The sequence below is a fragment of the Stenotrophomonas sp. BR163 genome (assembly GCF_047520985.2).
In the GTDB taxonomy this organism is placed as follows: Bacteria; Pseudomonadota; Gammaproteobacteria; order Xanthomonadales; family Xanthomonadaceae; genus Stenotrophomonas; species Stenotrophomonas sepilia.
In genome coordinates this window covers 1-14777 of the sequence record NZ_JAXBRE020000041.1, presented here as the reverse complement: position 1 = coordinate 14777, position 14777 = coordinate 1, and the positions used below count along the sequence as shown (strand labels likewise).

Sequence of the window (14777 nt, the reverse complement as noted above, 5' to 3'; positions counted from 1 at the left end):
CCGACCATCATGATGGCCGAGAAGCTGGCCGACGTGATCCGCGGCCGCACCCCGCTGGCCGGCACTACCGCGCCCCACAGGCGGGCCGCTTGCGTCAGCCCTGCTTGCGCACCGGTGCGCCGTTGGCCTTGTAGTACGGCGCGGTGCTGCGGGCCAGCGGGGTGCGGCCGCGGATCACGTCGGCCAGCTTCTCGGCCATCATGATGGTCGGCGCGTTGAGGTTGCCGGTCACCACCTGCGGCATGATCGAGGCATCGACGATGCGGAGGCCTTCCAGGCCGTGCACGCGACCCTGGCCATCGACCACCGCCATCGGGTCATCGGCATGGCCCATCTTGTTCGAGCACGACGGGTGGTAGGCGGTCTCGGCATGCTCGCGCACGAATGCATCGATCTGCGCGTCGGTCTGCAGTGCACTGCCCGGCGAGATCTCGCGGCCGCTGTACGGGGCCAGCGCCGGCTGCGCGAAGATCTCGCGGGTGATGCGGATCGCCGCGCGGAATTCGCGCCAGTCCTGCTCGTGCGACATGTAGTTGAACAGGATGCTCGGATGTTCGCGCGGGTCCTTCGAGCGCACATGGATGCGGCCACGGCTGGGCGAGCGCATCGAGCCGACGTGCATCTGGAAGCTGTGCGCCTTGATCGGGTTGGAGCCGTTGTAGTTGATCGCCACCGGCAGGAAGTGGTACTGCAGGTTCGGCCAGTCGAACTCGGCGTCGCTGCGTATGAAGCCACCGGCCTCGAACTGGTTGCTGGCGCCGATGCCGGTGCCCAGGAACAGCCACTCGGCACCGATCGCCGGCTGGTTGTACAGCTTCAGCGCCGGCGCCAGCGACACCGGCTTCTTGCATTCGTACTGCAGGTACATCTCAAGGTGATCCTGCAGGTTGGCGCCGACGCCCGGCAGGTGATGCACCAGGTCGATGTCCAGGCTGCGCAGCAGGTCGGCCGGGCCGACGCCCGAGCGCTGCAGGATCTGCGGTGAGGCGATGGCGCCGCCGCACAGCAGCACCTCGCGGCGGGCGGTGGCACGCTGCGGCTGGTCGTGGTGCAGCCACTGCACGCCCACCGCGCGCTTGCCCGAGAACAGGATGCGGTCGGTCAGCGCGTGGGTGACGATGGTCAGGTTCGGGCGTGGCTTGGCCAGGTCCAGGTAGCCGCGGGCGGTGCTGGAACGACGGCCGTTCGGGGTCACCGTGCGGTCCATCGGGCCGAAGCCTTCCTGCTGGTAGCCGTTGAGGTCGTCGGTGCGCGGGTAGCCGGCCTGCACGCCGGCTTCGACCATCGCAGCGAACAGTTCGTTGTTGCCGGCCTTCGGCGTGGTCACGCGCAGCGGGCCGTCACCGCCGTGGTAGTCATTGGGGCCGATGTCGCGGGTTTCGGCCTTGCGGAAGTAGGGCAGGCAGTCCAGGTAGGTCCAGTCTTCCAGGCCCGGCATGCTGGCCCAGTTGTCGTAGTCCATCGCGTTGCCACGGATGTAGCACATGCCGTTGATCAGCGACGAGCCGCCCAGGCCCTTGCCGCGGCCGCAGTCCATGCGGCGGTTGTTCATGAAGGGCTCCGGATCGGTCTTGTACGCCCAGTTGTAGCGCTTGCCCTGCAGCGGGAAGGCCAGCGCCGCCGGCATCTGGGTACGGAAGTCGAGCCGGTAGTCCGGGCCACCGGCTTCCAGCAGCAGCACGCTGACATCGGCATCTTCGGTGAGGCGGGTCGCCAGCACGTTGCCGGCTGAACCGGCGCCGATGATGATGTAGTCGTACTCGTTATGGGTGCTCATGGGTGTCTCCTGCAGGCCGGGGCGCGCTGCATGCAGGCGTCCCGGCGGAATGTCGGATCGGCGCGGTGGCCGGACGATGGGGCGTGCTCGGGGCGCGCCGGTCAGAACACGCTGGCGTAGTCGCCCAGCTCGACCTGCACCGACTTGATGCGGGTGTAGTGGCCGAGGGTGGAGATACCGTTCTCGCGGCCGACGCCGGATTCCTTGTAGCCACCGACCGGCATTTCGGCCGGCGATTCACCCCAGGTGTTGATCCAGCAGATGCCGGCTTCCAGGCGATGGATGATGCGGTGGGCGCGGCTGATGTCCTTGCTGACCACGCCGGCGGCGAGGCCGAAGGTGGTGTCGTTGGCACGACGTACCACTTCGTCTTCGTCGTCATAGGCGAGGATGCTCATCACCGGCCCGAAGATCTCTTCCTTGACGATGGTCATGTCATCGCGGCAGTCGGAGAACACGGTCGGCAGCACGTAGGCGCCGTTGGCCAGCGCGCCTTCGGTGGCACGGCCGCCGCCGGTCAGCAGGCGGGCACCTTCGGCCTTGCCGCTCTCGATGTAGCGCAGCACGTTTTCCATGTGCGGGAAGCTGGTCAGCGGGCCGAAGTTGGTGTCGGCAGCCATCGGGTCGCCGATGCGGATGCGCTTGACGCGCTCGACGACGGCCGCCTCGAATGCGGCCAGCATGCTGCGCGGCACGAACACGCGGGTGCCGTTGGTGCAGACCTGGCCGGAGCTGAAGAAGTTGGCCATCACCGCGATGTCGGCGGCGCGGTCCAGGTCGGCGTCGTCGCAGATCACCAGCGGCGACTTGCCGCCCAGCTCCATGGTCACTTCCTTCAGCGACGAGGACGCGGCACTGGCCATGACCTTCTTGCCGGTGGCGACGCCGCCGGTGAAGGAGATCTTCTCGATCACCGGGTGTTCGGTCAGCCACTGGCCGATCTCGCGGCCCGGGCCCTGCACCACGTTGAACACGCCGGCCGGCACACCGGCTTCGGTGTAGATCTCGGCCAGCTTGATCGCGGTCAGCGGGGTCACTTCGGACGGCTTGAACACCATCGCGTTGCCGGCAGCCAGCGCCGGCGCCGACTTCCACATGGCGATCTGGATCGGGTAGTTCCATGCGCCGATGCCGGCGACCACGCCCAGCGGCTCACGACGGGTGTAGAAGAAGCTCGATTCGCGCAGCGGCAACTGGATGCCTTCGATGGCGGTGGCCAGTCCCGCGTAGTACTCGACCACGTCGGCACCGGTGACGATGTCCACGGTGGTGGTCTCGGCCAGCGCCTTGCCGGTGTCCAGGGTTTCCAGGTGGGCCAGTTCGTCGTTGCGCTCGCGCAGGAGCTCGACGGCGCGGCGCAGGATGCGCGAGCGCTCCATGGCGGTCATCGCGGCCCACACCTTCTGGCCTTCGGCTGCGCTCCGCACGGCACGTTCGACGTCGGCCTGGCTGGCGACCTGCACCTCGGCGATCACCTCGCCGGTGGCCGGGTTGACGGTCTTGAAGGTCTTGCCGCTGGTGGCATCGACGCGCTGGCCGTGGATGTAGAGCTGTTGGACGGGCAGGGTGGTCATGGGGCGTACTCCTTGGAAGGGGGCGGGCGCTGAAGCGCTTATAGCGCGGCAGCCTGCAACTGGAAGTCGATGTAGCCGTAAGCGATGCGCCGGGACTTCTCGGCGTTGAACTGGCCGCCGACCAGGCTGCCGCGCAGCCACAGGCCATCGATCATCGCGGCCAGGCCGCGGGCGGCCAGGCGGGCCTGCGGGTGGGGCAGCAGGCGGTTGAACTGGTGGCACAGGTTGGAGAACAGGCGCTGGTCGTTGGCGCGCTGCAGCCGGGCCAGTTCGGGCTGGTGCATGCTGGCAGCCCAGAAGGTGAGCCAGACGCGCATCGCGGTGCCGTTGATCTGGCTGTCGTCGAAGTTGCCATCGACGATGGCGCGCAGCTGCTCGCGCGGGTTGTCGCTGGCGTCGGCGCGGTAGCGGGCGACGGCGTCCTTCAGTTCGCGCAGGATCTGCCGCATTGCAGCATTGAGCAGGCCGTCCTTGTCGCCGAAGTAGTGGGCGACGATGCCGCTGGACAACCCCGCCTTCTTCGCGATGGTGGCGACGGTGGCATCGGCCATGCCGATCTCGTCGATGGTCTGGAAAGTGGCCCGGATCAGCTGTTCGCGCCGTACCGGTTCCACGCCTTTCTTCGGCATTGTCTCTCCACGGTTTGCGACCCGAAGGATCGGGCTGCCCGTCATTATGCTTTTTATTGATTGAACGTTCAATCAATAAACCCTAGGATGCGCTCGCGCCCCACGCCATGGGCCCGGTTTACCGGTCCGGCCCCGCCCATGTGCTCCCTCGGACTTGATGAGACGACCGCATGTCTTCCCTGGCTCATCCCAAGCGTTCGCCCCTGCGCTTGAACCGTTTTGTCTTCCTCAGCTCCTCAGTGTCGATCGGCATCCTCGGGCTGCTCACCGTGCTCTATCCCGAAGGCAGCGAGCACTGGCTGCAATGGGCGCAGGCCGAGATCTCGGCCGCGTTCGGCTGGTGGTACATGCTGCTGATCGTGCTGTGCCTGGGCTTCGTGCTGTGGCTGGCGTTCTCGCCGTACGGCCGCATCCGCCTCGGCCACAACGAAGAGTCACCGGCCTTTGGCTACGTTGCCTGGGTCTCGATGCTGTTCTCGGCCGGCATCGGCATCGCGCTGCTGTACTACGGCGCCTACGAGCCGCTGGATCATTTCCTCAATCCGCCCGGGCAGCCCGGCGGCACCGTGGCCGCCGGCCGCGAGGCGATGGTGCTGACCTTCCTGCACTGGGGCCTGCATGGCTGGGCGCTGTATGCGCTTGTCGGCGTGGCACTGGGCTATTTCGCCTATCGCCGGGACCTGCCGCTGGCGCTGCGCTCTGCGTTGTACCCGGTCTTCGGTGAGCGCATACATGGCCGCATCGGCGACATGGTCGATGGCTTCGGCATCCTGGCCACGCTGATCTCGATGGTGACCAACCTCGGCATCGGCGCCCTGGTGGTGCAGTCCGGCCTGGTCTACCTGTTCCACATTCCGGATACGCCGCAGGTGCTGGTGGCGATCGTGTTGGTGATGATGGTGGTGGCCACCATCGGCGTGGTCGCCGGCGTGGAAAAAGGCATTGCCTGGCTGTCCAACCTCAACGTGCGCCTGCTGTGTGGCCTGCTGCTGTTCGTGCTGGTCACCGGCCCGACCCTGCACCTGTTCGACGGCCTGATCCAGAACACCGGCGACTACCTCGGCGCGTTCGTGCGCAAGAGCTTCGACATGTACCTCAACGACCCCAAGGGCCGTGAGTGGATGGGGTCGTGGACGCTGTTCTACTGGGCGTGGTGGATCGCCTGGGCGCCGTTCGTCGGCCTTTTCGTGGCGCGCATCTCGCGCGGCCGCACCATCCGCGAAGTGATCTTGGGCGTGCTGCTGATCCCGCTCGGCTTCACCCTGGCCTGGCTGTCGATCTTCGGCAACACCGCCATCGACCTGGTGCTCAACCATGGCCAGGCGATCCTGGGTGACGTGGCCCAGCACGATGCAGCGATGACCTTGTTCAAGCTGCTGGAATACCTGCCTGCGGCGCCGTACGTGGCCGGTGCTGCGGTGGTGATCGGCTTCGTGCTGTTCCTGACCCCGGTCGACTCGGGCACGCTGATGATCGCCAACCTGTGCACGCGTCGCGTTGACGATGGCGTGGAAGATGGCCATGACGCGCCGATCTGGCTGCGCGTGTTCTGGGCTGTAGGCATCACTGTGGCCAGCGTTGGCCTGCTGCTGGCCGGCAATTTCAGCGCGATGCAGACCGCGGTGGTGCTGTGCGGCCTGCCGTTCTCGTTCACCCTGGCGTTCTACATGTGGGGCCTGTTGAAGGCCCTGCGCACCGATCCGGATGCGCCGCGCCGCTGAGCGCTTCTGTAGAGCCGAGCCCATGCTCGGCTGCTGTTGGCGCAGAAGCAGCCGAGCGCAGGCTCGGCTCTACAAGGGCATCGCAAACGCAAAGGGCCGGATCCGCAAGGATCCGGCCCTTTCCTCAATCGGGCGCAGCCGCGCCGTTACTTGCTGGCCAGCTGGCGCAGCACGTACTGCAGCAAGCCACCATGGCGGAAGTACTCGACTTCCTTCGGGGTCAGCAGCATTACCGAGACCTCAAAGGTCTTCTTCGTGCCATCGGCCTTGGTCGCGGTGACCGTGGCGCGCTTGCTGGCACCGTCCTGCAGGCCGGTGATGTCGATCACTTCCGAGCCGTCCAGGCCCAGCGTCTGTGCGTTCTCGCCGTTGCGGAACTGCAGCGGCAGCACGCCCATGCCGACCAGGTTGGAGCGGTGGATGCGCTCGAAGCTCTCGGCGATGACCGCCTTCACCCCCAGCAGCAGGGTGCCCTTGGCCGCCCAGTCACGCGACGAGCCGGTGCCGTATTCCTTGCCGGCCAGCACCACCAGCGGCACCTTGTCGGCCTTGTACTTCATGGCCGCATCGTAGATCGCCAGCTTCTCCGGCTGGCCACCATCGGCCGGGTAGTACAGGGTGTTGCCGCCTTCCTCGCCACCGAACATCAGGTTCTTGATGCGGATGTTGGCGAAGGTGCCGCGGACCATCACGTCATCGTTGCCGCGACGGCTGCCGTAGCTGTTGAAGTCGGCCGGCTGCACGCCGCGCTCCTGCAGGAAGCGGCCTGCCGGCGAGTCCTTCTTGATGTTGCCGGCCGGGGAAATGTGGTCGGTGGTGATCGAGTCGCCGAACAGGCCCATCACGCGTGCGCCGTGCACGTCGTCGATGCTGCCGGTCTGCATGGTCATGCCATCGAAGTAGGGCGGGTTCTTGATGTAGGTGGAGGCGTCGCTCCACGCGTACAGGTTGCCGTCCGGCGAGGCGATGGTGTTCCAGCGGGTATCGCCCTTGAACACATCGGCGTAGTTCTGCTTGAACATCTCCGGGCCAATGGTGGCGGCGATGACGTCGCCGATCTCCTTGTTGCTTGGCCAGATGTCGCGCAGGAACACCGGCTGGCCATCGCTGCCGGTGCCGAGCGGCTGGGTGGTCAGGTCGATGTCGGTGGTGCCGGCGATGGCATAGGCCACCACCAGCGGCGGGCTCGCCAGGTAGTTCATCTTCACTTCGGGGTGCACGCGGCCCTCGAAGTTGCGGTTGCCTGACAGCACCGAGGTCACCACCAGGTCGCCGGCGGCGATGCCGGCGCTGACTTCGGTCGGCAGCGGGCCGGAGTTGCCGATGCAGGTGGTGCAGCCGTAGCCGACCACGTAGAAGCCGATCTTCTCCAGCTCCTTCAGCACACCGGCCTTTTCCAGGTAGTCGGTGACCACGCGCGAGCCCGGGCCGAGCGAGGTCTTGACCCACGGCTGGCGGTTCAGGCCCCTGGCGGCCGCATTGCGGGCCAGCAGGCCGGCACCGATCATCACCGCCGGGTTGGAGGTGTTGGTGCACGAGGTGATGGCCGCGATCACCACCGCGCCATCCTTCAGCCGCACCTTGCGGCCTTCGATCTCGATGTCGGCGAAGCCCTTGGCCAGCTGCTCGTTGCCGACGGCGGCGCCGCCGCCTTCGTTGACGAAGGTGGCAACGTCCTCGCTGCGCTTGTCACGGTTGGCGGTCATGCCGACCAGCGCTTCGCGGTAGTTCTTCTGCACGTCTTCCAGCAGGACGCGGTCCTGCGGGCGCTTCGGGCCGGCCAGCGACGGCTTCACCGTGCCCATGTCCAGTTCCAGCGTGCTGCTGTACTGGGCGTGCGGGCTGCCCGGTTCGTGCCACAGGCCCTGCGCCTTGGCATAGGCCTCGACCAGGTTGATCTGCTCTTCGCTGCGACCGGACAGGCGCAGGTAGTTCAGCGATTCGGCGTCGATCGGGAAGATGCCGCAGGTGGCGCCGTATTCCGGGGCCATGTTGCCGATGGTGGCGCGGTCGGCCAGTGGCAGGTGCTGCAGGCCGTCACCGTAGAACTCGACGAACTTGCCGACCACGCCCAGCTTGCGCAGCATCTGGGTGACGGTCAGCACCAGGTCGGTGGCGGTGGCGCCTTCGGGCAGCTTGCCGGTCAGCTTGAAGCCGACGACCTGCGGAATCAGCATCGACGATGGCTGGCCGAGCATGGCGGCCTCGGCTTCGATGCCACCCACGCCCCAGCCGAGCACGCCGATGCCGTTGATCATGGTGGTATGGCTGTCGGTACCGAACACGGTGTCGGGGTAGGCAATGTCCTTGCCATCCTTCTGCGCGGTCATCACCACGCGGGCCAGGTTCTCCAGGTTCACCTGGTGGACAATACCGGTGTTGGGCGGCACCACCTTGAAGTTGTCGAAGGCCTTCTGTCCCCAGCGCAGGAAGCCGTAGCGTTCCTGGTTGCGCTGGAACTCGATCTTGCCGTTGAGGTCCAGCGCGTCGGGCTTTCCGAACACATCGACCTGCACCGAGTGGTCGATGACCAGTTCGGAGGGAATCTGCGGGTTGATCTGCTCCGGCTTGCCGCCGAGCTTGACGACGGCGTCGCGCATCGCGGCCAGGTCGACCACGCAGGGCACGCCAGTGAAGTCCTGCAGGACCACGCGCGCCGGCATGAAGGCGATCTCGGTGTCCGGCTCGGCCGCCGGGTTCCAGCGGGCCACGGCTTCGATGTGGTCCTTGCCGACGGTGATGCCGCCGTCCTCGTGCCGGAGCAGGTTCTCCAGCAGGATCTTCATCGAGTAGGGCAGGTGGGAGATATCGAAGCGCTGGCCCAGCGTGGGCAGGCTGAAGTAGTCGTAGGTCTTGCCACCGACATTCAGCTGGCTGCGGGTGGAGAACGAATCGCTCATGCGGGTTAACTCCTTCTTGCGGATGGCTTGCAGTGGCCCGCGCATGGGCAGGCCTGCTTGCGGTGGCCGGCAGTCCGTGCCGCCGGGCAGAAGGCCAGTATCGCCGATGCCGTCGGGGCCGCAGAACTGCGGGCTCAGAACGCAAGGTTATAAATTCGTATGTAGTTTTCGTGTCATGGCGCCGCCGGACTTAGTGCGGGCTGACAGGCTCGAGGCAGTGCCGTATGGCGCCGGGGGACAGGTGGAGGGCAGCATGGGGGGGCTGCAGGCGCTGGGGGCGGAGCCGTGCTGAGCGATGGTCATCGTGGCGGTCGAGGCGTTCTTGACCGGGCACGGGGGGCGCGCCGCCGACGGGCAGCGCGCCAGTCAGCGGCGATCAGCCACCCAGGAACGGATTGCCGGTCTTGGCGGGAGCCGCGCCCTTGGATTTCACCTTGAGTACGTTGTCCTTGCCGAACTCAAAGACGGTCGATTCCTGCACGTTCTTTCCGAAGTGCTTGATCTTGGCGTAGTCGTAGTACCAGACCTGGGTGTCGCCAAGCTGCTCACGACGCGTCGGCGCTCCAAACTTCTCGCGGACCTGGTCCTGGGTCGCCTTGCCCACCTCCAGCTCGTCCAGTTGCTTCTGGGTGATCTCAGTGCCGGTGGTGTGGGCCGCGAACGGATTGGCGTGGGCCGGGCCTGCGGCCAGGGCCAGGGGGGGGGCCAGAGCCAGGGTCAGAATGAATGCGCGCATTGAACGTCCTTTTATGAGAGAGGGGGCGTGCGGTGCCGGAGTGTCCCGGCCCGGTACAGCGAGTGCTGCCCGGCCAGTCTAGCGGTCGAATGCGACTGATTCTGGTTCAAGGTCACAGTTCGCCCGATTTGAGGTGTTTACGTCAGGTATGTATAATTCATACATACTTTTTGAGGCCTACCCATGGAAGCCACCGTTGCAGAACGCGGACAGATCACCCTGCCCAAGGCGGTGCGTGATGCCCTCGGCCTGACCAAGGGCACGCTGCTGAAGGTCGAGCTGGACGGCAGCCGCATCATCCTGCGCAAGAGTGTTGACGATGCCATTTCACGGGCGCGCGGCAAGTTCGCGCTGGACGGCTTCGAGTCGTCCGATGCGGCAGTACGCGCGGTGCGCGACGAGGAATAAGCCGTGATGATCGCCGTCGATTCACCGGTACTGGTCGAACTGCTCAGCAATGGCCCGCAGGCCGATGCCGTGGAAGCCATCCTCCGGCAGAGCCTGGTCGGTGGCCGCGTGGTGGTCTGTGGCGCAACCCTCGCCGAAGTGTGCGCATCGCTGCGCGGTGGTGCCGAAGTGCTCGAAGCACTGGAAGAGATGGGCGTGCACTTCAACCCGATGGAGGCCAAGTCGGCGCTGCGCGCCGGCGAGATGCACCGCCGTCACCGTCAGCGCGGCGGCAGCCGTCGCAGCCTGGACGAATTCATGGTCGGCGCCCACGCACTGCTGCAGTGCGATGGCCTGATCACCTGGAACGACACGTTTTACCGCGACTACTTCAAGGGCCTGAAGCTGATCGTGCCGCACGCCTGAGCCCACTTTTGATTTTTCAACCTACGCATTACCCGGGAGTTGTCATGTTGGAAGCCTACCGCCACCACGTCGCCGAGCGCGCTGCGCTTGGCATCCCGCCGCTGCCGCTGAGCGCGCAGCAGACGGCCGATGTCATCGAACTGCTGAAGAACCCGCCGCAGGGCGAGGCCGAGTTCCTGCTCGACCTGCTGACCCACCGCGTGCCGGCCGGCGTCGATGACGCGGCCAAGGTCAAGGCCTCGTACCTGGCGGCGATCGCCCTGGGCAGCGAGCAGAACCCGCTGATCAGCCGCGAGCGCGCCACCGAACTGCTGGGCACCATGCTCGGCGGCTACAACGTTGCGCCGCTGATCCAGCTGCTGGACGACGCCAGCGTTGGCGCTATCGCTGCCAATGGCCTGAAGAAGACCCTGCTGGTGTTCGATGCGTTCCATGACGTGCAGGAGAAGGCCAAGGCCGGCAACGCCAACGCCCAGGCCGTGCTGCAGAGCTGGGCCGAGGCCGAGTGGTTCACCAGCAACCCGGAAGTGCCGCAGAGCCTGACCGTCACCGTGTTCAAGGTGCCGGGCGAAACCAACACCGACGACCTCTCGCCAGCACCGGACGCGACCACCCGCCCGGACATTCCGATGCACGCGCTGGCGATGCTGAAGAACAAGCGCGACGACGCGCCGTTCACCCCGGAAGAAGACGGCAAGCGCGGCCCGATCCAGCAGATCCTGTCGCTGAAGGACAAGGGCCACCTGGTCGCCTACGTGGGCGACGTGGTCGGCACCGGCTCCTCGCGCAAGTCGGCCACCAACAGCGTGCTGTGGTGGACCGGCGATGACATTCCGTACATCCCGAACAAGCGCGCCGGTGGCGTGTGCCTGGGCGGCAAGATCGCGCCGATCTTCTACAACACCATGGAAGATGCCGGTGCGCTGCCGATCGAGCTGGACGTGTCGAAGATGGAGCACGGCGATGTCATCGAGCTGCGTCCGTACGAAGGCAAGGCGCTGAAGAACGGCGAAGTGATCGCCGAGTTCCAGGTCAAGTCCGACGTGCTGTTCGACGAAGTGCGTGCCGGTGGCCGCATCCCGCTGATCATCGGCCGTGGCCTGACCGGCAAGGCGCGCGAAGCGCTGGGCCTGGCTCCGACCGACCTGTTCCGCCTGCCGGTGCAGCCGGCCGATACCGGCAAGGGCTTCTCGCTGGCGCAGAAGATGGTCGGCCGCGCCTGTGGCCTGCCGGAAGGCCAGGGCATGCGCCCGGGCACCTACTGCGAACCGAAGATGACCTCGGTCGGCTCGCAGGACACTACCGGCCCGATGACCCGTGACGAGCTGAAGGACCTGGCCTGCCTGGGCTTCTCGGCCGACCTGGTGATGCAGTCGTTCTGCCACACTGCCGCTTACCCGAAGCCGGTGGACGTCAAGACCCACCACACCCTGCCGGAGTTCATCTCCACCCGTGGCGGCGTTTCGCTGCGCCCGGGCGACGGCGTGATCCACAGCTGGCTCAACCGCATGCTGCTGCCGGACACCGTCGGTACCGGTGGTGATTCGCACACCCGTTTCCCGGTGGGTATTTCGTTCCCGGCCGGCTCGGGCCTGGTCGCCTTCGCTGCCGCCACCGGCGTGATGCCGCTGGACATGCCGGAGTCGGTGCTGGTGCGCTTCAAGGGCAAGATGCAGCCGGGCGTGACCCTGCGTGACCTGGTCAACGCGATCCCGCTGTACGCGATCAAGTCGGGCCTGCTGACCGTGGCCAAGGCGGGCAAGAAGAACATCTTCTCCGGCCGTATCCTGGAAATCGAAGGCCTGCCGGATCTGAAGGTCGAACAGGCGTTCGAACTGTCCGACGCCTCGGCCGAGCGTTCGGCGGCCGGTTGCTCGGTGCGCCTGAACAAGGAGCCGATCATCGAGTACCTGACCAGCAACATCACCCTGCTGAAGTGGATGATTGCTGAGGGTTACCAGGATCCGCGCTCGCTGCAGCGCCGTATCGAGAAGATGGAAGCGTGGCTGGCCAACCCGCAGCTGCTGGAGCCGGATGCGGACGCCGAGTACGCCGCCGTCATCGAGATCGACCTGGCCGACATCCACGAGCCGATCGTGGCCTGCCCGAACGACCCGGACGACGTGAAGACCCTGTCCGAAGTGGCCGGTGCCAAGATCGACGAGGTGTTCATCGGTTCGTGCATGACCAACATCGGCCACTTCCGCGCCGCTGCCAAGCTGCTGGAAGGCAAGCGTGACCTGCCGACCCGCCTGTGGGTGGCCCCGCCGACCAAGATGGATGCCTCCGAGCTGACCAAGGAAGGCGTGTACGGCACCTTCGGCGCTACCGGCGCTCGTATGGAAATGCCGGGCTGCTCGCTGTGCATGGGCAACCAGGCGCAGATCCGCGAAGGTTCCACCGCGATGTCGACCTCGACCCGCAACTTCCCGAACCGTCTGGGCCGCAACACCAACGTGTACCTGGGTTCGGCGGAACTGGCGGCGATCTGCTCGCGTCTGGGCCGCATCCCGACCAAGGAGGAGTACATGGCGGACATCGGCGTGATCAACGCCAATGGTGCGGAGATCTACCGCTACATGAACTTCGACCAGATCGAGGAATACCAGGACGTGGCCAGCACGGTCGCTGCCTGATGCGGTAACGGAAAACCCCCGGCTCGCGCCGGGGGTTTCTTGTGAGCGGACGACGCATGGTAGTGCCGGCCGCTGGCCGGCATCCCGTTGAAATGAAAAACCCCCGGTGAGAGCCGGGTTTTTCATTGTGCCCGGCCAGGTGGCCTAGCCCATCCGCCTCGCGGTGAGGGCCTGCTCCTGGGCGAGGTCCTGCTGGGCGACCTGCTGTGCCTGCGAAATCTGCTCGGCCTTGGCGAGCGACTGTTCTACGGGCGTATTGACGGCCTCACTGATTGGAACCGACGCCCGCAGGTGTGCTGGATTGTCGAGCGCTCCCTGCACAACGAACATGCGAGAGGCTGAGCCATCGCTGGGTGAATTGCCCAGTACAACATGATCGACGCGTTCCAGGCCGCTGCCCTTGGCCGCCGCAAGCAGGCCGGCCGTCACGCGCTCACTGGTTTCATCGAAGCTGCGCCCGTGCCTGGCATCCACGGCGGATACACCCTCGCGAATCTGCCGGTAGAGCGCATGGTCTGGATGGCCTTCCTTCCTGGGATCCTGGCCTGCCTTGTCCAAGGTTGATTCAATGCTCTCCTGTAAAGGGTTCTTGGGAGAGAAAGCGGGATTGCTGAGAGAGGGCGAGCCCTTGCCGGTTGCATCCTGGATCAGTTGCTCCCCCGGCTTGAGCGCATTCTGGGCCCGCTGCTCCGCTTCAGCCTCGCGGCGGGCGTATGCACCGGCTTCCTCGACACCGCGCAGGAAATTGATACCGTCGCGCAGCAGACCGGGCCCGCCGCCGACAAGCACGGTCGCACCCGCACGCAGTTGATGAACATCACTGCGGTAGTCGGCAATCCGGCGCAGGTCCTCAGGATCCGTAACCCGCGCCTGTGGGTTGTCCAGTACAGATTGCACCGGACCCTTGTCGGTCATGCGATCAAGGAAATGAACCACTCGATGGGAGTCGCCCAACTGGACCGCCACCGCGGCGGACATGACATGGCCGCTCTTCATCCCGGGTGTTCCGATCGAGGCGATGCGCTGGCTGTGCTCGGCGTTGCGCAGGATCTCCAGTTCCCTGGGCAGTGCATACATCTCGACCTTGCCGTAATGGGGACCGCTGGCACTGACCAGGTCGCCTGCCAAGACGTGGTTGGTGAAGGGCGCCGCGCTGGCTGGCTGGCCTTCAGGAAGGCGATATGCCAGCCCGGCGGCACCGTAGGGATTGAACGCGTCGCCGGGGAGGTTGTAGTGGTGTGCAGTGATCTGTGCGAGCGCGCCGCCGAGGGAGTGGCCGGTGACGTGTACTGGCCCGGCTCCCCTTTCTTCGGCCAGCCTGAGGGCTTGCTTTGTCAGCGCCAGCGCGTCAGTCATTTGCGCGTTGACTCTGGCGGTGACCATCGCGGCGTCGATGCCGCCATCAAGCATAGGCTGACGATCAAACTCGGTGCCGCGATGGGCGACGATTACTTCCTTTGTATTGATGTTGAGGTAGACAATGCCCTGATATCCGCTCCCAGAGTCACGACAAGCGAGGACCTCATACTTTGTTCCGCCGACGGTGATGTCAGAACTGACGGGCGGAAGCGGGTCCTTATAGACATTGTCCGAAAGCGCCGCGCTTTCTCTAGGATTCATTACGATGCTCCTTCAATCCGTGTGGAGACTTCGATTGGAAAGTACTCCTCGCGCTTCTCTGGGGGCATCTTTTCGTGCCAACTTGAAGGCTCGGTTGGCGTCCGCTCTGTCGACTGTCCTGTGGTCAAGGGCGGCAATGCGCGCTTTACGTAAGCAGTGAAGGTTCTCCCGCCCTCAATTTCCGTGAATAGTGCTGCGACGGACGCTCGAATTGGGCGATCATCGATGATGAAGGGGAATGAAGCTTGGACCGGCCAGAGTTCTGTAGACACTCAGTTGCCGCTCTGCGCGTAGCGCCTTTCAAACTCTACCGGTGACAGTCCGCCAGCGGAACCATGCCGGCGGATCGGGTTGTAGAACATCTCGATGTA

10 protein-coding genes are annotated in these 14777 nt (G+C 65.5%); 4 read left to right on the top strand and 6 right to left on the bottom strand.

The window, feature by feature from the left end; all coding sequences use genetic code 11:
* Positions 1 to 94 precede the first annotated feature (94 nt).
* The 3 genes from betA to betI form a co-directional block, all read right to left on the bottom strand.
* Positions 95 to 1777 carry a choline dehydrogenase gene (gene betA, locus ACM0PY_RS19935; RefSeq protein ID WP_072168986.1) on the bottom strand — a complete coding sequence of 561 codons (1683 nt, stop codon included), beginning with the start codon at positions 1775 to 1777 and terminating at the stop codon, positions 95 to 97.
* Between the two features lie 101 nt (positions 1778 to 1878).
* Complete coding sequence (gene betB, locus ACM0PY_RS19930; protein ID WP_134971667.1) at positions 1879 to 3351, bottom strand: betaine-aldehyde dehydrogenase; 1473 nt, start codon at positions 3349 to 3351, stop codon at positions 1879 to 1881.
* Between the two features lie 38 nt (positions 3352 to 3389).
* Positions 3390 to 3980: a transcriptional regulator BetI gene (betI, locus tag ACM0PY_RS19925; RefSeq protein WP_065177626.1), complete on the bottom strand. Its 591-nt coding sequence runs from the start codon at positions 3978 to 3980 to the stop codon at positions 3390 to 3392.
* 170 nt (positions 3981 to 4150) lie between these two features.
* Here betI and ACM0PY_RS19920 point away from each other — a divergent pair, with 170 nt between their 5' ends.
* On the top strand, positions 4151 to 5701 hold the full coding sequence (locus tag ACM0PY_RS19920) for a BCCT family transporter (protein WP_414609493.1): 1551 nt from the start codon (positions 4151 to 4153) through the stop codon (positions 5699 to 5701).
* A 146-nt stretch (positions 5702 to 5847) separates the two neighbouring features.
* On the opposite strand, the gene acnA is transcribed toward ACM0PY_RS19920, so the two are convergent.
* Positions 5848 to 8601, bottom strand: a complete 2754-nt coding sequence (gene acnA, locus ACM0PY_RS19915; protein WP_180886110.1) for an aconitate hydratase AcnA — start codon at positions 8599 to 8601, stop codon at positions 5848 to 5850.
* Between the two features lie 376 nt (positions 8602 to 8977).
* On the bottom strand, positions 8978 to 9337 hold the full coding sequence (gene bamE / locus ACM0PY_RS19910; protein WP_180895510.1) for an outer membrane protein assembly factor BamE domain-containing protein: 360 nt from the start codon (positions 9335 to 9337) through the stop codon (positions 8978 to 8980).
* A 183-nt stretch (positions 9338 to 9520) separates the two neighbouring features.
* Here bamE and ACM0PY_RS19905 point away from each other — a divergent pair, with 183 nt between their 5' ends.
* From ACM0PY_RS19905 to acnB, 3 genes are read left to right on the top strand one after another with little or no spacing between them, the layout of a single operon-like run.
* Positions 9521 to 9745 carry an AbrB/MazE/SpoVT family DNA-binding domain-containing protein gene (locus ACM0PY_RS19905; RefSeq protein WP_005409505.1) on the top strand — a complete coding sequence of 75 codons (225 nt, stop codon included), beginning with the start codon at positions 9521 to 9523 and terminating at the stop codon, positions 9743 to 9745.
* A 6-nt stretch (positions 9746 to 9751) separates the two neighbouring features.
* A complete protein-coding gene (locus tag ACM0PY_RS19900; protein ID WP_005416402.1) occupies positions 9752 to 10150 on the top strand; it encodes a type II toxin-antitoxin system VapC family toxin in 399 nt (132 codons plus the stop codon).
* Between the two features lie 44 nt (positions 10151 to 10194).
* Entirely contained in the window at positions 10195 to 12786 is a 2592-nt protein-coding gene (acnB, locus tag ACM0PY_RS19895; protein WP_088497665.1) for a bifunctional aconitate hydratase 2/2-methylisocitrate dehydratase, read from the top strand.
* Positions 12787 to 12930: 144 nt separating this feature from the next.
* On the opposite strand, the gene ACM0PY_RS19890 is transcribed toward acnB, so the two are convergent.
* Entirely contained in the window at positions 12931 to 14406 is a 1476-nt protein-coding gene (locus ACM0PY_RS19890; RefSeq protein ID WP_134971676.1) for an XVIPCD domain-containing protein, read from the bottom strand.
* Positions 14407 to 14777: the final 371 nt, after the last annotated feature.